Source organism: Vibrio sp. C8 (assembly GCF_054051265.1).
Genome location: NZ_JBPAOE010000001.1, coordinates 95,812 through 115,115, shown reverse-complemented (window position 1 = coordinate 115,115; position 19,304 = coordinate 95,812). Strand labels below are relative to the sequence as shown.

Annotated in this window: 22 protein-coding genes; 14 read left to right on the top strand and 8 right to left on the bottom strand. The window is 43.5% G+C overall.

Annotation, left to right across the window (positions count from 1 at the left end):
* The first annotated feature begins 98 nt into the window (after positions 1 to 98).
* The gene (serC, locus tag ACRQQK_RS00550; RefSeq protein ID WP_457509356.1) at positions 99 to 1,193 is read left to right on the top strand and encodes a 3-phosphoserine/phosphohydroxythreonine transaminase; all 1,095 of its coding nucleotides are present in this window, start codon (positions 99 to 101) and stop codon (positions 1,191 to 1,193) included.
* A gap of 97 nt (positions 1,194 to 1,290) precedes the next feature.
* On the opposite strand, the gene ACRQQK_RS00545 is transcribed toward serC, so the two are convergent.
* Entirely contained in the window at positions 1,291 to 3,633 is a 2,343-nt protein-coding gene (locus ACRQQK_RS00545) for a YgiQ family radical SAM protein (protein ID WP_457509354.1), read from the bottom strand.
* A 190-nt stretch (positions 3,634 to 3,823) separates the two neighbouring features.
* Between ACRQQK_RS00545 and ACRQQK_RS00540 the strand changes: the two genes are divergently transcribed.
* A complete protein-coding gene (locus ACRQQK_RS00540; RefSeq protein ID WP_457509352.1) occupies positions 3,824 to 4,507 on the top strand; it encodes a hypothetical protein in 684 nt (227 codons plus the stop codon).
* A 91-nt stretch (positions 4,508 to 4,598) separates the two neighbouring features.
* On the top strand, positions 4,599 to 4,799 hold the full coding sequence (locus ACRQQK_RS00535; RefSeq protein WP_042488289.1) for a DUF4250 domain-containing protein: 201 nt from the start codon (positions 4,599 to 4,601) through the stop codon (positions 4,797 to 4,799).
* Between the two features lie 14 nt (positions 4,800 to 4,813).
* Here ACRQQK_RS00535 and metR read toward each other — a convergent pair whose 3' ends face one another.
* Positions 4,814 to 5,725: an HTH-type transcriptional regulator MetR gene (gene metR, locus ACRQQK_RS00530; protein WP_102962656.1), complete on the bottom strand. Its 912-nt coding sequence runs from the start codon at positions 5,723 to 5,725 to the stop codon at positions 4,814 to 4,816.
* 335 nt (positions 5,726 to 6,060) lie between these two features.
* Here metR and parM point away from each other — a divergent pair, with 335 nt between their 5' ends.
* Both parM and ACRQQK_RS00520 read left to right on the top strand, forming a co-directional pair.
* Entirely contained in the window at positions 6,061 to 7,092 is a 1,032-nt protein-coding gene (gene parM, locus ACRQQK_RS00525) for a plasmid segregation protein ParM domain-containing protein (RefSeq protein ID WP_457509349.1), read from the top strand.
* Positions 7,085 to 8,140: a hypothetical protein gene (locus ACRQQK_RS00520; protein WP_457509348.1), complete on the top strand. Its 1,056-nt coding sequence runs from the start codon at positions 7,085 to 7,087 to the stop codon at positions 8,138 to 8,140. The genes parM and ACRQQK_RS00520 overlap by 8 nt, the downstream gene beginning before the upstream one ends.
* A 149-nt stretch (positions 8,141 to 8,289) precedes the next feature.
* Here the strand turns inward: ACRQQK_RS00520 and flhB are convergent, their stop codons facing one another.
* Genes flhB through ACRQQK_RS00490 form a run of 6 tightly spaced genes read right to left on the bottom strand, consistent with a single transcriptional unit; the run spans position 8,290 to position 12,337 of the window.
* Positions 8,290 to 9,408 carry a flagellar biosynthesis protein FlhB gene (flhB, locus tag ACRQQK_RS00515; RefSeq protein ID WP_457509346.1) on the bottom strand — a complete coding sequence of 373 codons (1,119 nt, stop codon included), beginning with the start codon at positions 9,406 to 9,408 and terminating at the stop codon, positions 8,290 to 8,292.
* The gene (gene fliR / locus ACRQQK_RS00510) at positions 9,409 to 10,182 is read right to left on the bottom strand and encodes a flagellar biosynthetic protein FliR (RefSeq protein ID WP_457509344.1); all 774 of its coding nucleotides are present in this window, start codon (positions 10,180 to 10,182) and stop codon (positions 9,409 to 9,411) included. It lies immediately after the preceding gene.
* Positions 10,183 to 10,197: 15 nt separating this feature from the next.
* A complete protein-coding gene (gene fliQ, locus ACRQQK_RS00505) occupies positions 10,198 to 10,467 on the bottom strand; it encodes a flagellar biosynthesis protein FliQ (RefSeq protein WP_457509342.1) in 270 nt (89 codons plus the stop codon).
* Positions 10,468 to 10,469: 2 nt separating this feature from the next.
* Positions 10,470 to 11,222: a flagellar type III secretion system pore protein FliP gene (fliP, locus tag ACRQQK_RS00500; protein ID WP_457509340.1), complete on the bottom strand. Its 753-nt coding sequence runs from the start codon at positions 11,220 to 11,222 to the stop codon at positions 10,470 to 10,472.
* The gene (locus tag ACRQQK_RS00495; protein ID WP_102962650.1) at positions 11,215 to 11,583 is read right to left on the bottom strand and encodes a FliM/FliN family flagellar motor switch protein; all 369 of its coding nucleotides are present in this window, start codon (positions 11,581 to 11,583) and stop codon (positions 11,215 to 11,217) included. The genes fliP and ACRQQK_RS00495 overlap by 8 nt, the downstream gene beginning before the upstream one ends.
* The gene (locus ACRQQK_RS00490) at positions 11,576 to 12,337 is read right to left on the bottom strand and encodes a FliM/FliN family flagellar motor switch protein (RefSeq protein ID WP_457509338.1); all 762 of its coding nucleotides are present in this window, start codon (positions 12,335 to 12,337) and stop codon (positions 11,576 to 11,578) included. The genes ACRQQK_RS00495 and ACRQQK_RS00490 overlap by 8 nt, the downstream gene beginning before the upstream one ends.
* Positions 12,338 to 12,622: 285 nt before the next feature.
* Between ACRQQK_RS00490 and ACRQQK_RS00485 the strand changes: the two genes are divergently transcribed.
* The 9 genes from ACRQQK_RS00485 to ACRQQK_RS00445 are packed head-to-tail and all read left to right on the top strand — an operon-like array spanning position 12,623 to position 19,303.
* Positions 12,623 to 12,970 (top strand): flagellar basal body protein, encoded by a 348-nt coding sequence (locus ACRQQK_RS00485; protein WP_102969381.1) that lies wholly within the window; start codon positions 12,623 to 12,625, stop codon positions 12,968 to 12,970.
* Positions 12,971 to 13,011: 41 nt separating this feature from the next.
* Positions 13,012 to 13,437: a flagellar basal body rod protein FlgC gene (flgC, locus tag ACRQQK_RS00480; protein WP_457509336.1), complete on the top strand. Its 426-nt coding sequence runs from the start codon at positions 13,012 to 13,014 to the stop codon at positions 13,435 to 13,437.
* Positions 13,438 to 13,440: 3 nt separating this feature from the next.
* Positions 13,441 to 14,130 carry a flagellar hook capping FlgD N-terminal domain-containing protein gene (locus ACRQQK_RS00475; protein ID WP_457509334.1) on the top strand — a complete coding sequence of 230 codons (690 nt, stop codon included), beginning with the start codon at positions 13,441 to 13,443 and terminating at the stop codon, positions 14,128 to 14,130.
* Between the two features lie 15 nt (positions 14,131 to 14,145).
* Positions 14,146 to 15,342: a flagellar hook protein FlgE gene (gene flgE / locus ACRQQK_RS00470; RefSeq protein ID WP_457509332.1), complete on the top strand. Its 1,197-nt coding sequence runs from the start codon at positions 14,146 to 14,148 to the stop codon at positions 15,340 to 15,342.
* Positions 15,343 to 15,344: 2 nt separating this feature from the next.
* Complete coding sequence (locus ACRQQK_RS00465) at positions 15,345 to 16,079, top strand: flagellar basal body rod protein FlgF (protein ID WP_457509330.1); 735 nt, start codon at positions 15,345 to 15,347, stop codon at positions 16,077 to 16,079.
* 21 nt (positions 16,080 to 16,100) lie between these two features.
* Positions 16,101 to 16,886 carry a flagellar basal-body rod protein FlgG gene (flgG, locus tag ACRQQK_RS00460; protein WP_457509328.1) on the top strand — a complete coding sequence of 262 codons (786 nt, stop codon included), beginning with the start codon at positions 16,101 to 16,103 and terminating at the stop codon, positions 16,884 to 16,886.
* A gap of 16 nt (positions 16,887 to 16,902) precedes the next feature.
* Positions 16,903 to 17,598 carry a flagellar basal body L-ring protein FlgH gene (gene flgH / locus ACRQQK_RS00455; RefSeq protein WP_457509327.1) on the top strand — a complete coding sequence of 232 codons (696 nt, stop codon included), beginning with the start codon at positions 16,903 to 16,905 and terminating at the stop codon, positions 17,596 to 17,598.
* On the top strand, positions 17,598 to 18,722 hold the full coding sequence (locus tag ACRQQK_RS00450; RefSeq protein ID WP_457509325.1) for a flagellar basal body P-ring protein FlgI: 1,125 nt from the start codon (positions 17,598 to 17,600) through the stop codon (positions 18,720 to 18,722). Before flgH ends, ACRQQK_RS00450 begins: the two co-directional genes overlap by 1 nt.
* A complete protein-coding gene (locus tag ACRQQK_RS00445) occupies positions 18,722 to 19,303 on the top strand; it encodes a rod-binding protein (RefSeq protein ID WP_258006781.1) in 582 nt (193 codons plus the stop codon). Before ACRQQK_RS00450 ends, ACRQQK_RS00445 begins: the two co-directional genes overlap by 1 nt.
* Position 19,304 lies beyond the last annotated feature (1 nt).

The window sequence follows — 19,304 nt, the reverse complement described above, 5'->3', positions numbered from 1 at the left end:
TAAGGGAAAGAGGTCGAAAGACCTCTTTTCTTGCTTTTTATCCGATGAAAAAAGTGGTATTAATCACATTCATCATCGATAGCAGGAGCAAGGAACACATGGAGCCGAAAACGGACACTGTTTATAACTTTAGTGCTGGTCCAGCAGCGTTACCAAAAGCCGTGATGGAAAAAGCACAGGCTGAGTTTGTTAATTGGAACGGCATGGGCGTTTCGGTTATGGAAATTAGCCACCGCAGCAAACCTTTCATTAAGGTGGCAGAAGAAGCAGAGCAGGATTTGCGCGATCTTCTAAATATCCCAGACAACTATAAAGTACTATTTTGCCAAGGTGGCGCACGTGCACAATTTGCCGCTGTGCCTCTAAACCTAATGGGTGATGCGAAGAAAGCAACCTATATTGATGGTGGATACTGGGCAGAAAGCGCAGTTAAAGAAGCGAAAAAATATTGCGAAACGGATGTTTTTGACGCGAAAGTAGAAAAAGACGGCAAAATTGCTATTTTGCCAGCAAGTGAGTGGAAAATTGATCCAGAGGCGGCATATGTTCACTTCTGTCCAAACGAAACCATCGACGGTATCGAGATTAATGATTTACCAGTAACGGATAAACCAATTGTTGCTGACATGTCTTCAACGATTCTTTCTCGTGAAATTGATGTATCGAAATACGGTGTTATCTACGCGGGTGCGCAGAAAAACATTGGCCCTGCGGGTATTTGTATCGCGATTGTACGCGATGATTTGCTAGATCTAGCATGTGACCTTGTTCCTGGCATCTTGAACTACAAACTGTTGGCGGAACAAGATTCAATGTTCAACACGCCACCAACTTACGCTTGGTATTTATCAGGTTTGGTATTCAAGTGGTTAAAAGAACAGGGCGGCGTGAAATCGATTGAGAAAATCAACCGTGAAAAAGCAGCACTGCTTTATGACTATGTTGATTCATCTGACTTCTACCGCAACGGTGTTCACCCAAACAACCGTTCTCTAATGAATGTACCATTCCAGTTAGCGAAGCCTGAACTAGACGGTACTTTCCTTGAATTGGCTGAAGCGCGTGGTTTAACTTCACTGAAAGGTCACCGTGTTGTCGGTGGTATGCGTGCATCAATCTATAACGCAATGACGCTTGAAGGTGTTCAAGCACTTGTTTCGTTTATGAAAGAGTTTGAAGAGCAGTACGCGTAATTCGCGTTAGTTTATGCTTATAAAAACCAACAGATGATTGACTAAAAAGCGCAGCCTGAGAGCTGCGCTTTTTTATGCTTTGCTATTAATCAACGCTTTATTGTGTGCGTTGAGAAGATCGATTTTGCCCTTTTCCTTTGTTCGAATTTGGTCGAGCGTTGCTGCTTTGTGGGCGACCATTTCCTTGCGGACGACTGCTGCCTTGTGAATTACCGTAGGAACCTTTTGCACCTGATTTGTTGTTGCCCGATGCTTTGTTTCCACGTGGATTATCGCCACGATTGTTCTCTTTACGGCCATTTTCACCACGACTATTCTCACCACGAAGTGCATCAAATCCCGGTTGTGACTTAGTATGCTTAGTGGCAAATCGGTTTGAACCGTGACGACCTGACTTACGGCGTTGTGCTGGCGTGAGTTTGTCGCCATCTTCAGCAGGGACTAAACAGTTTGGCTTGTCACCAATCAAATGCTTCTTGCCCATGTTGATTAGAGCTTCGCGGATCATAGGCCAGTTTAAAGGGTCGTGATAGCGAAGAAGCGCTTTGTGCAAACGTCTTTGACGGTCGCCTTTTGGTACAGTGACATCTTCACGTTTTTTGTATTTCACACGTTTTAAAGGGTTCACTTCAGAGTGATACATCGCCGTTGCATTACACATTGGTGATGGGTAGAAGTTTTGTACTTGGTCACATTCGTAATTATGGCTCTTCAGCCATAGCGCCAAGTTGACCATATCCTCATCTTCTGTACCTGGGTGTGCAGAAATAAAGTAAGGAATCAGATATTGTTTCTTACCAGCTTCCGCGCTGAATTTATCAAACATCTCTTTGAAACGGTCGAATGTGCCCATACCTGGTTTCATCATCAGATCAAGCGGGCTCTTTTCTGTATGCTCTGGAGCAATTTTCAGATAGCCGCCTACGTGGTGAGTCACAAGCTCTTTCACATATTCTGGTGACTCAATGGCTAAGTCGTAGCGAACACCAGACGCAATCATCACTTTCTTGATGCCTTCGACTTTACGCGCTTCACGATATAAATCGATGGTGTGCTTGTGGTCGGTATTGAGTTTATGACAGATACCAGGGAAGACACAGGATGGACGACGACAGTTGGCTTCCGCTTTAGGATCAGAACAACCTAAACGGTACATGTTTGCTGTCGGGCCACCTAAGTCCGAGATAGTGCCAGTAAAGCCCGGTACTTTATCGCGGATCTCTTTGAGTTCGTTGATGATCGATTCTTTCGAACGGTTCTGAATGATTCGACCTTCGTGTTCGGTAATAGAACAGAAAGAACAGCCGCCAAAACACCCACGCATAATGTTGACTGACGTTTTAATCATGTCATACGCAGGGATCTTATCTTTGCCGTATTTAGGATGCGGTACACGTGCATACGGAAGATCAAACACATAATCCATCTCTTCAGTAGATAATGGGATTGGTGCTTGGTTAACCCAAAGCTCACGATTGCCGTGGCTTTGAATCAGGGCTCGGCCGGAATATGGGTTTGTCTCTAAATGCAGTACGCGGCTTGCATGAGCATAAAGAATACGGTCATTAATCAGTTTCTCGTAAGAAGGCAAACGAACAGCTGTTGTTTTTGAATCATGACGGGAAGGGCGAACGGTAATTGGCTTCGCTTCTTCTTCCTCTTTCTTGGTTTCACACTGTGTTTCAACTTCGTACGGGTTGGTCGGTATAAATGGCGTACTTGGTTTATCAATTCTCGATGAATCAATAACCTTGAAACCTTCAGGTACTGCCGCTAGGTTAACGGCTGTGCCGCGCACATTAGTCAGATCGCTGATGGATTCACCATCTGCTAAGCGATGTGCCACTTCTACCAGAGCACGCTCTGCATTACCAAATAACAGAATGTCTGCTTTCGCATCAAACAGTACCGAACGGCGAACTTTGTCTGACCAATAATCATAGTGAGCGACACGACGCAGGCTTGCTTCAATACCACCCAGTACAATTGGTACATCTTTATAAGCTTCACGACAACGCTGAGAGTAAACCAGTGTTGCACGATCAGGACGCTTACCGCCTTCATTGTTCGGAGTGTAGGCATCATCATGACGCAATTTTCTGTCTGACGTGTAGCGGTTGATCATCGAGTCCATGTTGCCTGCTGTAACACCGAAGAATAAGTTCGGTTTACCCAGTGCCATAAACGCGTCTTTATTCTGCCATTCTGGCTGAGCAATGATGCCAACACGGAAACCTTGTGCTTCTAGCAGACGACCGATGATTGCCATACCAAAACTTGGGTGATCGACATAAGCGTCACCAGTCACAATGATAATGTCACAGCTATCCCATCCAAGCGCATCCATCTCTTTACGGCTGGTAGGTAAAAAGCGTGCTGTACCGAAGCATTCAGCCCAGTACTTTTTGTGTTGATGGATAGGAGTGATATCGCTGTACATATTTTGACCTTGTATTTGAGAGGTGCGCATTATAGCGGCTTGAAGATGGAGTATCTAGCGGAACATCACCTCATCTTTGTTGGGGATTTTTCTATGTTGGTAGAGATAGGAAAGTCCAGAGAGATAGGAAAGAGAACCGTGCTTTGCTATTATCGCCCTCTATTAAAACTTGGCTCACTTATTTGAAATTATGGTTTATTCACTACTTTCTGTTTTTGCTCCTATGCTTTTGGGCGCTCAAATTATTTTGACGATGATTTTGGTCAAAGGTGACATTTGTCCTGGTCAACGTGGGCGCTTACATAAGGTATTGCCTTCAATAGGTGTGCTTTGGCTGGCCATCGCTTCGATTAAAATTGAAGCATTTCTGGTGGTATTTGCCATTTTCTACTTCTATTCCCGCGTGCAAACGACCAAAACTCGTAATGAAGGGCCTCTTTGGGTTCTTTATCTGGTTAATGGCCTAGCACTGGCATATGTTGGTGTGTTGATTAGTGAAGCGCCTAGCTGGAGTGCTTCTCTATCATTGTTCATGATGATATTTCTGCTTGGGTCGGTATTCGCGAATATGCTTTTGTCCATTGCTCGTAGCCGACTAGATGCGTTTCATCGAATTTTGCCAGTGGTGGGAATTTTGTCTGCAATGGCAACGACGTTGTGCATCGTACCGTTTGCCTACTCACTTGAAAGCGAACAGTTAGCGGAATTAACTATGCCGTTGGTGATCAGTTTCAGTTTACTGATTGCCGGTATTGTTTTTTGGAGCTGGCATATTATTACGGCCAAGAAGCCGGAGAAAGGTCAGTTAGCGGTAGCATTTTTGTTGATATTGCTTGCGAGCACAGGTTTCCACAGTCTCTATCTAATTCAATAATCAGAATTTAACTCCCTAGAGCAAAATCACTTTTATTGTGTGAAATCCCTACTAGGCTTAATAAGTGGGTTTTGTTCAAAGGAGTGCTGATATGGATCTGAGCAATGTTAATAAGCTGGACAGCATTATTCTCTTAGGGATAGTGAACGAGAAGTTGCGCTTAGAGTGTGACAGTTTAGATGAGCTGGTTTCCACTTATGAAATGGATGTTGAAAGCGTGGTTGGTAAATTGAGTCATCTTGGTTTTCGCTATGATCCATTGACCAACCAGTTCAAATCATCAGGTCGTTAAGTTTAATCGCATTTTTAAGCCATCTTGATACCGTCAAGGTGGCTTTTGCATTGCTGTTTTGCCGTTGCAAAGAAGGTTTGTAAGTAGCGTTTGTCTTTGTCGCTATTACGCACCGCCGCAAACAGTCGACGCCACAAGCCATTACCCAATGGTTTACTGGTGATTAATCCCTGACGTGAAAACTCGCTTATGGCCCAATTAGGTAGAGCAGCAACGCCTAAGCCTGCCGACACCATCTGTACCAACATCAAGGTATTATCCGCTTGCTTCCATTTTGCCGGCTCCACGCCAGCAGGGTGTAAGAAGTGTTTCACTACATCTAAACGTTGTTTTTGTACGGGGTAGCTCAACAATGTCTGTTCAGCCAAATCTTCCGGTGCAATTGATTCTTTGCCAGCGAGAGGATGGTTGGTTGCAGTGATTAAGCGCATTTCGAAATCAAACAGAGGCTCATAGTGCACTTCTGAGCGCGGAAGAATGTCGGAAGTAATCACTAAGTCCAGTTCGCCAGCGAGCAGTGCCGGCAGAGGTTCAAAACCAAAGCCAGATGAAAAGTCTAAGGCAACGCTTGGCCAAGCTACTTGATATTCTCTTAACGCGGGCATAAGCCATTGGAAACAGGAATGGCATTCAATGGCCATATGCAGCCTTCCGTTTACATCTTCTTTTAAGCTTGCCAGTTCATTTTCCCCTTTGGCGATTCTCGGCAAAATATCATCGGCAAGCTTAAGCAGTATTTCACCCTCGGAAGTAAACTTTACTGGACGTGTTTTTCGTAGGAAAAGTTGGCTACCAAGTCTCGCTTCAAGATCTTTAATCTGATGCGAAAGGGCGGATTGAGTTAAATGCAGCGATGTCGCGGTCGAGGTCAATGATCCGGTGTCTCTCAGCGAAGCAATCGTTCTTAAATGTTTTAGCTCTATCATGAGATTTCCTCATCATTCCGTAAGCATCATGAATTTAAAACTAACTTACGCCCTTTCTTTGGAGCTGTAAACATCTAGACGTCTATTTTAAATTTGAATGACATGTCAGTTAAGGCTGTAAGTGTGTAGGTTTTACATTGTGAGGCTTTTCTTATTTTGCTGTCGTCCTAGAGGTTTGAGTTTGTTTTGTTTTTATAAAAACTAATTAAAACAAATGATTAAGTGTATTTTGGGGGCGTTTTGATATTTTGCTGAAGTTAGGTTAATCGGCAGTGCTTCAGTTAACATCCGCCTTCGCTCCTATTTAGTTGGTTATTTATCTTAAGGTTACACACATGACTAATACTTTGATGAAATTTGCTGTTGATGATGGTTCAACAAACGTAAAAGTAAGTTGGTTGACTGACGGTGAAATTAAAAGTTTGGTGTCACCAAACTCATTTAGAAAAGATTGGAAGAGTGCAGCGTTAAGAAACGATAAAAAAGTCTACAACTACACTATTGATGGCTTTAAATACACTTACGATGCAACGTCTGATAAAGCATTAGAAACAACGCACGTTGATTATCAGTACGATGATTTGAACTTACTGGCGGTGCATCATGCACTTCTTCAGACGGGTTTAGAGCCTTGTAATGTTTCTCTGGTTGTGACTTTACCGATCACTGAATACTACCGTTTTGAAGATTGCCAAAAGAATGAGAAGAACATAGAACGTAAGCGCCAAAACCTGATGCGTGAAATCTCACTCAACAAAGGTGAAACGTTCAACGTGGTCGAAGTGGAGGTGATGCCGGAAAGTTTACCTGCGGTGTTATCAACATTAGTGAACTCAAACTGCAATGAATTTACTCGTTCTCTTGTGATCGACTTAGGCGGTACCACTTTAGATATGGGTATTGTTGTTGGTGAGTTTGACGAAGTGTCAGGCGTATATGGCAACAACGAAATTGGCGTATCTATGGTAACCAACACGGTTCGCAAAGCATTAGCGTTTGCAGACAGTGACTCAAGCTACCTTGTAGCAAATGAACTTATCCGCCGTCGCCACGATGATGAATTTGCGTCAGAAGTGATTAACGACGAATCTCAAATCGAAATGGTTCGTGAAAAAATGAATGCCAAAATTCATGAGCTTGGTAAGCAGGTTGTCACCGAAGCGAAGAAGTTTGCTAAGAACCCGAACCGCGTTTATCTCGTGGGTGGCGGTGCAACCCTCATTTATGATGCAGTTAAAGATGCGTATCCAACATTAGGAGACCGAGTCATCCTTGTTGACAACGCTCAGTCCGCGTTAGCTCAAGAAATGTGCTTGTATCATGCAGATGAAAACAACAGCAACGTAGGGGAAGCTGTTGATGAATAAGCGCTTCAAACGCGTATCTCTGGCGATCTACCTCGACCCGCTACAATCTATCCCTGATAGTTTTGCCTACAATACTTTTATTGGTTGGTCGAAAAAACGTAAAGAACTCGCGGCGGATTCTACCGCTGCGATGGAACTGCACCAGTTAGTTCACATTCATAAAGATATCTATATGAGTGGCATGTTTCTGCATTGTCTGAAACCAGAACTGGCAACCAGTTTTGCGATGGCATTGTCTAATGATTCAATTTCCGAGCAGTCGCTTCTGGACATTCTGAAGGTGCATCAGATTCATCCTCATGGTGTCCAAAGTCGATTAGAAGAAGCAGCATCAACGGAAAGCATGGCTTTTGATGTTGACACTGTGATTGATAATGTTTCATCTAAGATTGAACATTTGCTTGAATTGAAACTGTCAGAGCATTTCTCTCAGATAGATTTTTCTGCCAATGCCACACCGTCCGTCCCTGACTTCACTCATATTACTGAACATATGAGTTCTCAGTTGGCGCAGCATCAGCAATCATTAGTCGAGCATATTGCTGCTCATTCCAACACTCAGTTTGAAAGCAAGATAGACGCACAGGCGTTAAGCCAAGAAATTGTCAACTCGATGAGTGGCAAATTCGCAGAGAATGAAAAAGCGCTTCGTGACCTGATCACGTTAATGCCGAGTTCAAGCTCGAATGACATTGATACTTTGGCGCTGAGCCAAGATATAGCTTCTATCATTAGTAGTCAGTTAATTGAGCACCAAAAACAGTTGATGGGTGGTTCATTATCAAATTCCCAGCTAGCTTCTGTTGATCAAAAAGCACTCAGTCATGATATTGCGAAAGCAATTGGCGATAAACTCGATCACAGCCAGCAAATTGCAGAGCTTAAGAGCGTAGTGACTCAACAAAACACACTGATTAACCAGTTGATGCAACAGATTAAGCAGCAGGGCGGGGTAGTTGCAACATCGACCAATTTTGCTGAACCTCAAGAGTCTGTTGAGGAACGCTTAGAGAAAGTACAACGTCTGAAAAAGAAAGGTGTGTTTTAATATCACGCATCTTAAAATCACGTTAATACTAAAAAGCCAGCCTGTGAGTGCTGGCTTTTTGCTGTTATTACGAAACCAATTCAGAGGGTGATGATGGATGACAACAGAACGACGAGTACTGAATTACAGATAATTTAATAACGATAAGCTTAGTAACGAATATTTTCAGGAATAGTAAAGCTTGGCAGCTTGTTCGGCTTAGCTTGTTGACCTTTGCGCCATGCTTGTAATTGCTGAACGTATTTCAGTATTTGTGCCACGGCTAAATATAACTGGTTTGGAACCATCTGGTTGACTTGCGTTGTGTAGTAAATAGAACGCGTGATCTCGGGAACGACTAACACCTCAATTTCATGTTTGTCTGCCAAAGAACGAATGTAGAACGCAACTTCGTCTTTGCCTTTGGCGACGACAAACGGAGCTTCTGCTTTTTCGATATCGTATTTAAGCGCAACAGCATAGTGAGTCGGGTTCATTAATACCACGTCCGCAGTTGGTACCATTTTGTTGGCCGAATTGCGAGCGTATTGCATTTGAATTTGACGTCGGCGTCCTTTGACTTCTGGGCTACCTTCTTGCTGTTTATGCTCTTGCTTTAACTCTTCTTTGGACATCATCATCTGCTTGCTAAACGTCATTTTTTGATAAGGGACGTCGATCAAACCGAAAATAACGGCAACAGAAATTAGCATGATGACAAGCGTTACTAGGTTACCAAAAGCAATTTGTGTCACCGTCTGAAATGACGCTCTGACAAGACCACTAATAATCCCGACGTTGTTGTTAAGTGTGGTGTAAAGCAGGAACAAAATGATGGCGATTTTTACCACACTCTTGAAAAATTCAACGAAGGTCTGCTTTGAGAAAATACGCTTAATACCCGATAACGGATTTATTTTGGAAAACTTAGGGCTGATGGATTTAAAGTTAAAGTTAAAGCCGCCCAATACACTACTCGCAGCAACTGCCGTGAGGGTAACGAACAACATCATAGGTGCAAACAACTTTATTAGTATGAAAAGCGCTTGACCGAGTGTTTCAAGCATCAATTCACTATTAAAAATATTTGTAGCATCAAAGGTATAGGCGTTCTCGAACAGCAAAAATATGGAACGTTTCAGTTCCGCACCATACATATAGAAATAGCTCACACCGACTATCATACAAATCGCAGTCGTAAACTCTTTGGCTCGTGCAATTTGGCCTTCTGCGCGCGCTTTGGTGAGCTTCTGACTACTGGCTTGTTCGGTTTTATCCCCTTGGCTCATTTATAGACTCAACACATAGTTCATGTGGTCACGCATTTCGCTGACCAAGTCAAAGAAAATATCACCGACACCAAAGATAGAGAGCATTAAAGCAACCATACCCAGTAACATGGTCATCGGGAAACCTAATGTGAAAACGTTTAGCGAAGGCGCAATTTTGCCAAGAAAACCAAATGTTACGTTACTCAACATCATGGTAAGCATGGCTGGAATAGCGATAATCAGTGCTGACGAAAACATCCATCCGAACATACTCACGACATGTTTAATGCCTTCAAATGGGTATTCAGTATCAAATGGCCACTGACGAAAGCTATCAACAAATATATCGAGGATGATCAAATGAGCATCGAATGAGAGTAGTAACAGCATGGAAGTAATACTGAAAATACGTGCGGTTACCGGTACGCTAGCGCCGCTACTTGGATCGTTCATCACCGCCATAGCAAGACCCATTTGCATTGATACCGCTTGCCCACCAATGGTGAAAATGTTCATGAACAGTAACACGACCATGCCAAGAATAAAGCCAAAGCTAAATTGGTAGATGGCAAACACATAGGCTTGGATAGAAAACGGATTGAATGACGGAACGCTATCAATAATGCCGGCACACATAATCGAGAAGATCATGGGAAGCAGAATTCTTACCATGACAGGAATACGTGTGTCGCCAAAGAAAGGCACCACCAAAAAGAAGCCGGCAAAGCGCACGAATGGCCACCAGACAAAGCCAAGCCATTCAGTAATCTGAGTGAACGTGAGATTGTGCATACAGCGTGCGCTCTTTTATTGCGCCAGCGTAGGCACGGTAAAGAAAATGTATTCGAAAAACTCGGATACCTGCGTTAGCATCCAATGCCCAGTGAAAATGACGCTTAACAGCGTAATGATCAATTTAGGGAAGAAGCTGAGCGTTTGTTCGTTGATCTGAGTTACCGCCTGAAAAACAGCAACAATTAAGCCAACTAAAAGGCTAGGGACGATGATGACTGACACTAGGGATACAACGACCCAAAGCGCCCGTGCAACGATAGTTACAGACATTTCAGGAGTCATGGTTATCCACCTATCCAAAAACTTTGTGACAAGCTGCCAAGCAGCATTCCCCAGCCGTCAACAACGACAAATACAAGTAGTTTGAATGGCAGTGATACGATCAATGGAGACAGCATCATCATACCCATTGACATCAATACCGAAGCAACACAAAGGTCGATGATTAGAAATGGCAAAAACACCATAAAGCCAATCTGGAACGCAATTTTCAGTTCACTCAGTACGTAAGCAGGTAACAGCACTAAAAACGGAATGTCTTCGGGCTTATCTGCTAAAGGTTCGTTTGCTATTTTGGTGACTTGTTCAAGAGTCTGAGTTTGTGTTTGCGCCAACATATATTCACGCAAAGGAACGCTGCCTCTTTGTAGAGCATCGACTAAGGTGATTTCATTATTGGCATAAGGTTGGTAGGCATTGTCGTAAATGTCTGTCCAAACCGGACGCATAATCAGAATACTAAAGATCAAAGCAAGGCCAACCAGTACTTGGTTTGGTGGCGACTGCTGCAAACCGAGCGCTTGTCTTAAAATACCCAATACAATGATGATGCGAGTAAAGCAGGTACACATGATGATAAACGCTGGAATAAAGCTCAGCATCGTCATCAAAATGAGGATTTGCAGTTTTACCGAGTATTCACTGGAGCCTGAAGCATCATTGATGGTGAACAGGCTCAGCTCTGGCTCTGCTGCTGCTATGCTAGGCAACAATAAAAAAAGGATGACTGTTAGCCATCCTAAAAGCTTTTTATTCATGGCTTCCACTATCGACTAGAGACAAAACTTGAACACCGTATTTGCCATCCTTAGTGATAATGCTTCCTGTACCAAATAAAACACCGTTGATCTTGATATCAACTGGCTCGCCTTCATGCTTATCCAGCATGACAACAGAAGAGGGTTCAATTGCCATCACTTCTTTTAAGGGAAGGCTGCGTCTTGAGACTTCTACTGTCACTTCAACAGGAATGTCGCGAATCATACCAATGTTTGACTTGCTTGTTGGTGCATCTAACGTGTTAGGTGCTTTATTCGATGTTAACGCTGAATCTTGTGCATCAAAATCCAGGTCATCATTTAGCAGGTCAAGATCATCTAGTTGGTCTAAATCACTCATACTTCACTCCAAATTGAGCATGTTCATCAATGACAAGTTGACCTTTAAATAGAGTGTTGCCACTTACTTTCACGTCAATTTGTTCAGGTTTTTGCAAATCGATAACGTCCCCAACAGAGATGGTATCAAGCGCATCAATAGATAATTCTGTTCTCATCAATATTGCGCTGATATCAACAGGCACTTGGTTCAATGTTGTGACGACATCTTTCTGTACAAATGGTCTGTATTTGCGTAAGCCATTTGAAAAATATTTCAACGACTCTTCACTGAAGGTAATAAACATATCTTCATTTATATTACCGACAATAAGTTCGCAATTAACACCAATGTCGGTATGTTTTATCTTTTCACATTGAATTGTTTTTATTTTCTCGCTAGGAAATAAACATTTAATTATTTTACTTACAAAGCGTTCAAAAAACTTGCTGTGTGATACTGTAATTGAATTAGTGCTCACATTACCATCTGAACTACTTGTAGGAATATTCAGATGTTTGCAAAATAGTTTATCCAATGCATTGATGGATAAAGAAAAAGAAATAATACCGATATTACTTATATCGAGGCATATTTCATGTAAGTTTTCTTCAGAAGAGCCTTCCTCTCGTGGCTCAACTTCGACGGATACACCATTAAAGGTACCACGTAGCTGACGTTTAATTACGTTCGCATGTTCTTGAAGAAACTCAATAATCCTTTTTTTTATGGCAATTTTCGGATTGCCAATATCGGTTATTGCGATATGTTGCATGAAAATACTCCAAAGAACTAAACCGAATTATAGGGTTCGGTAATAGGCGGGCGATTATACATAAGCAAAATATTACTTCAAATGAAAAACAGCCCATTATTCTTAATATATTGCTATGTAAGGATTGTTAGGAAGAACTACGAATGAGTTTGGGATTATTCCTACATTCGAATTGATTTCATTTATTTATAATGTAGATCATTAATGTCGGTTTTTTTATTTTCAGGTTATGAATGTATTACATAAATAACCATGAATGCATTATTAGGATTTTATTGTAACGCCATGATTAGTTTAGACGATGCTTTAGGGATACACCCTACAATGCTGCAATTTCGAACAGAACGTACTTCGGTACTTGCTTCGAATATTGCGAACGTAGATACGCCTAATTACAAAGCAAAGGACGTTACGTTTAATGCAGTAATGTCTGAAATTGGCGGCGTATCATCTACCCGTATTCAAACCGATACGATGTACAGAATACCCGTGCAACGTTCTCGCGACGGAAACACAGTAGAGCTTCAATCTGAACAAGCTCGATTTGCTCAAAACAGCATGGAATACCATCAGAGTTTGCAGTTTCTAAAGTCGAAAGTATCAGGCTTAAAACGAGCGATTGAAGGCCAATAAGGTTCTGAAACAGAACTATAAGTAATTTATTAAGGGGCACCATGTCTTTTAACGGCATTTACGAAACATCCGGTTCAGCTATGACGGCTCAAACCATCCGTTTGAATACAATTTCTAGCAACTTGGCGAACGCTGATTCAGTCGCTAGTAACCCAAACGATGTGTACAAGCCATTAAAGCCTGTTTTTTCTGCGGCGTTTAACTCGCTGTCTGCAGCACAAAAAGATCAAGGTCTGGTACCTGTAAAAATTGCAGATGTGGTTGAGTTGGATGGTCTGGCACAAACTCGCTATGAGCCAAATAACCCTTTGGCCAATGATCAAGGATACGTTTACCACACAGGAATAAACGTGGTGAATGAAATGGCAGACATGATGTCCTCAACACGCAGTTTTGAAGCGAACGTTGAAGTGCTTAACAACGTGAAATCAATGCAACAGTCTTTGATGCGTATTTGGGAGGTGTAATCGATGGCAACTGTAGTAGCTGGTGCAGACACTAGCGTCACCGTTCAATCGGCCACAACTTCCGTTTCAGCCGTTGCAACCAATCAAAACAGCGCTGATGCATTGTATAACCAATTTATAACCTTGATGGTGGCACAGGTACAGAACCAGGATCCGTTGAATCCTGCTGACGGTACGGAATACGTATCTCAGCTAGCCACTTTTGCTCAAGTGCAAAGTACAGAGAACATGGTGACGATTCTCAACAACAACGCCATCATGATGGACAACTTACAAGTACTAACGACCGCAGATTTGGTGGGTCAAACGGTGTCTGTACGCACCGATACATTACAAGCGGATGGCAGCACTGTTTACGAAGGCTCTATTGAGCTGACATCGCCATCTAACACGGTAACGCTTCAACTGACTGACGAACAAGGCAACGTAACGAATATTGCTTTAGGCAGTCACCCTTCTGGCAACGTTGATTTCTCAATTGATACGTCTGAATTAGGACTCGATGGCAAGTTCAGCATGAATGTCTTGCTCGATGAAGGCCAAACTTACACACCCAATATTACGCTAAACGGAACTGTTGAAATGGTCTCTATCCCATCTACGGGTGGTGCTAGTGTCTTGACTATCAACGGAATTGGCGACATTCCATTTTACGAAATTGCCTCATTTGGGCAAAAAAGTAACAACAGTTAATTAAGAGAGTATTTTATGAGTTTTAATATTGCCCTAAGCGGTTTAAATGCCTCTAACCAAGAGCTAAATACAATTTCAAACAACATCGCTAACTCATCAACCACGGGCTTTAAAGAGTCTCGTACAGAGTTTGGCTCTGTGTATAACGGTGGCCAAGCGGGTGGTGTGCAAGTGAATGGCATTAGCCAGAACTTTGATTCACTGGGTTCGATCGCAGGTACTGGTCGTTCTCTGGATATGGCGTTAACGGGCGGCGGTTTCTTCGTCATTCAAGAAGGTAACGGTCAAATGAGCTACAGCCGTAATGGCGCATTCTCAATGGATGCGAACGGCTACATTGTTTCCAATACTGGCGGCAACCTGCAAGGGTACCAAGTCGATGGAAACAATAACTTGCTTGAAGGTTCAGTGGGTAACCTCAAAATCGACAGTGCTTCACTACCAGCAAAAGCAACGGATAGCATGACCTTCACGTCAAACCTAGATTCACGTTCAGACATCGTCGATACGGCCACTTATCCATTTGATCCATCAGATGTGAACTCTTACACCAACTCGTACACGACGCCAGTTTATGACTCATTGGGTAACGAACACACACTGACGCAGTATTTTGTAAAAACGGCTGACAATGAATGGGCGATTCATTCTGTTGTTGATGGTGATACCGCGAATGTCATTACTGAATCACCAGTAACTTTTGACACTACAGGTAAGCTGACTTCAAATCCTTCATACACTGTGACGGCAAACGCAGCAGGTGCAAACCCATTGGATGTCACGATTGATATTTCATCACTCAGCCAGTACGGCAGTGACTTTGTGGTTTCTCAAAACAGCGCTAATGGTTACACAGCGGGTGACTTTGCGGATATCCGTATCGAATCAAACGGTATGGTTTATGCAACGTACAGTAATGGTCAGTCTCTACTTCAAGGTCAGTTAGTTCTTGCTAACTTCACTGCGCCACAAGAGTTACTACAAACATCAAACACGTCTTGGACGCAAACATTCGCATCGGGCAACCCTGTGTACGGAGTGCCGGGAACGGGTCAGTTTGGTGAACTTGCATCAGGCGCTCTTGAGAGTTCAAACGTTGATTTAACATCAGAGCTAGTCAGCCTGATGACAGCGCAACGTAACTACCAAGCGAACACCAAAACGATTTCTACATCAGACCAACTGATGCAGTCGCTATTTAACGCGGTTTAATTATGAATCCAATTCTGTTCACCGCAGCGAAAGGCGCAGAGCGCGTGATGTTGGCTCAAGAAGTTCGAGCCAACAACCTTGCTCAGGTTAATACCGTCGGCTTTAAAGCGATCATGGAGCACTCCTCACCAATGAAGATCAATGGTTCGGGTTTTGAGTCTTCGACAACAACACGCACTAATTCGGCTTCTAACAACTTTGCTCATGGTACGGAAATTCGTACTGACCGCCCTCTGGACGTACAAATTAACGGTACGGGCTTTTTTGCTTTGGAAGGCAAACAAGGTGAGCCAGAAGAGCTGTATACCCGTGCGGGTAATTTCAATCTCACACCAGAAGGTAACTTAATGGTGGGTGATCGTCAGGTGCTAAGTGATGGTGGTCCAATTGTTGTTCCTGAATACCAAGCGATTAACGTCTCTAAAGATGGTGTTCTGAGCATTACTCCTCCGGGAGGCGGCGCGGAAATGGAAATCGCGACCTTGAAACTGGTTAACCCAGATTACTTCGATATGACGTTGGATAAATCAGGTCTGTTCGTTGCGAAAGATGGCAACACCTTGATGGCTGATCCAGATGTCTCTGTTCGTTCTGGTTATCTGGAATCGAGCAACGTTTCAAGTTTGGAAGAGTTGGTCAGCATGATGTCACTTTCTCGTCAGTACGAAATGCAAGTAAAGGCGATGGCAACCGCATCAGAGATAGACAAGCTTGGCAACCAGTTGCTGAAAGCGTAATAAGAATTTAATAGGTAAGTTATGCATAGCGCATTAATGATTTCAAAAACAGGTATGGCGGCTCAAGACTCAAAAATGACCGCGATTTCGAACAACCTGGCGAACGTAAACACAGTCGGTTTTAAGCGTGACCGAGTGGTGTTCGAAGACTTGTTCTACGCAGTAGAAAAGCAAGCCGGTACAGGCACCGATGACCTTAATGTTCACCCGACGGGTATTCAGTTAGGTAATGGTGTGCGTGTCGCTGGCACTGAAAAAGTATTTACTCAAGGCAACATCAACAACACATCCCAGCAGTATGACTTAGCGATCATGGGTGATGGTTTTTTCCAGATCGAAGGTCCTGACGGCGAAATGCTTTATACGCGTAACGGTCAGTTTCACGTTAACTCAGACGGTTCAATGGTGAACACGCAAGGTTATTTACTGCAACCAGAAATTACCGTTCCTGACAATGCGATATTGGTCTCTATTGCAGAAGATGGCACCGTATCTGCAACCATTCCCGGTGAAACAGAACCACAAGATCTCGGTGAAATTACACTGGTTAAGTTTATGAACCCACAAGGTTTAACGGCGCTTGGCGGTAACTTGTTAGGGGAAACTGAAGCTTCAGGCGAAGCGATGGAATTGGCGGCTGGCACTGAAGGCGCGGGCTTCATCAAGCAAGGCGCTTTAGAAACCTCCAACGTGCAAGTGGTTGAAGAGATGGTGGATATGATCTCAACGCAACGTGCATACGAAATGAGCGCAAAAATGGTCAGTGCGGCGGACAACATGTTGCAGTACCTAGCAAACCATACCTAAGCGAATGGCTAGTTTTATGTGTTTAACAAACCTTGTAAGTATCGCTAAGCGTTCAGCTGTCATTGCGTCAATTCTGATATTGGCCGGTTGTGCTGGACGTGGGCAGGAATTTGTACCGCCGAAACCGGATGATGAAGCGTATGCGCCGCCTGAACTCAACTACGAAGTTGAACGAGTGAGTAAAGGTAGCCTTTACGCTGGTAATGCTTCAATGACTCTGTTTCAAGACCGCCGAGCTTATCGCGTGGGTGACATTCTGACTGTGGTATTGGATGAGAAAACCGAGTCGGACAAAAGTGCAACTACCAAATATGGCAAAAGCTCTGGCGCTTCACTTAATGTGCCGACTGTCGGAGGCAGAACTTACGATCGTTTCTCTGCAAGTATTGATGGAAACCGTGATTTCAGCGGCAGCGCAGCATCGAAGCAGGGTAACAGTCTGAGCGGTTCTATCACCGTTACGGTATACCAAGTTTTGCCAAATGGTGTGCTCCGCGTGCGTGGTGAAAAGTGGCTCAAGCTAAATCAAGGTGATGAGTTCATCCGTTTGTCTGGGAACGTACGTGCAAGTGATATTGGCGCGAGTAACACCTTGTCTTCACAGCGCATTGCGGATGCCAGAATCACTTATTCCGGCAGAGGTACATTTGCCGATACGAACACAGCAGGTTGGTTAACACAGTTCTTCAATTCTCCGTGGGTACCGTTTTAATGAAACAAAGACTTAATTTCAAACACTGCATTTTGGCAGTGTTTGGCTGTTTGTTTTTCGGTAGTGCAAGCGCAGTACCGATTAGCCATATCACGGATGTATACGGTGACCGAACTAACCAATTGATTGGTTACGGTGTGGTTGTGGGTTTGGATGGCACTGGTGATAAGTCACAGGTGAAATTCACCCAGCAATCTATTGTAAACATGGTTCAACAGTTCGGCGTTCAGTTAGAAGACGGATCAAAGCCAAAAACAAAAAACGTTGCTGCTGTTAGCGTTACAGCAGTAGTGAGTTCTCACAAAGGTCCAGGTCAAACTCTGGATGTGACGGTAGCTTCGATTGGTGATGCAAAAAGCCTTCAAGGCGGAACGCTGTTAATGACTGAGCTAAAAGGTGTCGACGGAAACGTCTATGCAGTCGCTCAGGGGCATTTGATCGTGGGCGGTTACAAAGTTACCGCAAACGATGGTTCTAGTGTGACGAACAACACTCCCACTGCGGCACGTATTCCAAATGGTGCGACATTGGAGCGTTCAGCCATTGGCGCTGAAGACGAAGACCCGACACTGCATCTTCAACTTAAGAAGCCGCATTATCAAACGGCATTAAACATTTCTAAAGTAATCAACAAAACCTTTGGTCGTGGTGTAGCAAAAGCGGTGAACAAAGGTTTGGTGGAAGTGGCGGCTCCAACTGACAGCGAAGACCGCATCATGTTTTTATCCATGATTGAACAGTTAGACGTAAACGAAGGTGAGTCGCTACCGAAAATCGTCTTTAACTCACGCACAGGCACAGTGGTCATCAGCAAAGGTGTCACGGTAAGTGAAGCGATTGTTTCACAAGGTGGCCTAACGGTTTCAATCCGTGAAGACCAACTGGTATCGCAACCTAATTCAGCGGGCAGTTTTAATGCTCCTGGTCAAACAACCGTAGTCAATGATTCAAATATCTCGATTAGCGAAGTGGATAACGGCGCTATGGTTTGGCCTGAAGGTACACAACTACAAGAAATTGTCGATGCGGTAAACAGAATTGGGGCTTCACCAATGGTGTTGATGCAAATACTTCAGGCGCTGGATGAAGTGGGCGCGATTAACGGCGAGCTGGTGGTGATTTAATGACAAATCCAATTACGGCAATAGAAAGTGCCAAGGCGGGGAATGCCGTTGGCAATGTCGAAAACATCAGTGTTAATCCAAACCAAGTGTCAGGTATTGCTGATTATGCTGAGCTGAATTCCGTTCCTATGGTTCAGCCATTTTCAAGTCCGTCGAGTCATGGTACTCGTACTGCACAACAGGTAATGACGTCATCTTTAAATCAGAATATGGCGTCGATTTATGACGAAGCAATGGTGTCAGCAGGTGACTTATCGTCACTGAATTTTGATGACAACACTGCGCTTCAGTTTGACCCGACATCGCTCAATTCGTTGAAGTATCACGATGATGAAGATGCCGCATTGCGCGAAGTCTCGAAGCAGTTTGAAGCGATTTTCGTACAGGAAATGCTTAAGCGGATGAGAACGGCAACTGAAGCTTTGGGTGACGAAGAAAACCCATTATCAAATAACTCAAACGGAATGTTTCAAGACCTATTAGATAATCAATTGGCGATTTCCGTGACTAAGAAAAGCTCATTTGGACTTGCAGAGTTGTTGTATCAACAACTGTCTGGCCAAACCGTAGGGAGTGTATAAC